Origin of the sequence: Paracoccus sp. MKU1 (assembly GCF_001447385.1) — a bacterium.
Lineage (GTDB): Bacteria > Pseudomonadota > Alphaproteobacteria > Rhodobacterales > Rhodobacteraceae > Paracoccus.
The window spans coordinates 1-872 of the sequence record NZ_LLWQ01000232.1 but is presented as its reverse complement, the minus strand read 5'-3'; the positions used below and the strand labels follow the sequence as shown (position 1 = coordinate 872).

Sequence of the window (872 nt, the reverse complement as noted above, 5' to 3'; positions counted from 1 at the left end):
CGCAGGCCGGATTGGGGCGCGCCACCAGCCCGCGTCGGCTGATTTATCCCGCTGAAACGCCTTGTTTTTATGGCCATTCCGCCTGCCTTGTGGTAGCCGGGCGCATGTCGAATACGGCCCAAATCCTTCCCGATGATCCGGCGCGTTTGAAGGCGCTGATCTTGGCGTTGCAGGCGGAGAACGCGAAGATCTCGGCCACGTTGCGCGCTCATGACCAGCTGATCCAGTCCCTGCGGCTGCGCATTGCCAAGCTGAGGAAGCAGGTCTTCGGCCAGTCCTCGGAAAAGATTGAGCGCGAGATCGAACAGCTGGAGCTGGCGCTCGAGGATCTTTTGATCGCAACGGCCGAAGGCCAGACTGATGTCGTGGACGACGGCCAAAACAATGATGGGCTGGAAACGGCACCTGCCGATGAAGCTGCCGAGCGTCCATCCCGCCGACGTCCCCGGGTCTCGGACAGCACGCCGCGCGAGCGGCGGGAACTCGATCCCGGCAGCTGCTGCCCCGATTGTGGCGGCGACCTGCGCCTGGTGGGCGAGGATGTCAGCGAGATGCTGGATCTGATCGCGGCGCGGTTGAAGGTCGTCCAGATCGCCAGGCTCAAGAAATCCTGCCGCCGCTGCGAACGCATGGTGCAGGTTCCGGCCCCCAGCCGGCCGATCCCCGGCAGCATGGCAGGCGCGGGCCTGCTGGCCCATGTCCTCGTCTCCAAGTTTGACGATCATCTTCCGCTCTATCGCCAGCACGAGATCTTTGCCCGGATGGGGGCTGATATCCCCGACAGCACACTGGTCGACTGGTGCGGTCGCGCCATGAAGGTGCTGGCACCGCTGATCGAACGGATCGAGGCAGACGTGATGGCCAGCGACCTC

General features: G+C 64.1%; 1 protein-coding gene. It reads left to right on the top strand.

Annotated features, from left to right (window positions below; genetic code table 11):
- Positions 1–104: 104 nt before the first annotated feature.
- Positions 105–872: transposase (locus AQY21_RS27045; RefSeq protein WP_152988353.1), on the top strand; the 768-nt coding region annotated here is incomplete at its 3' end.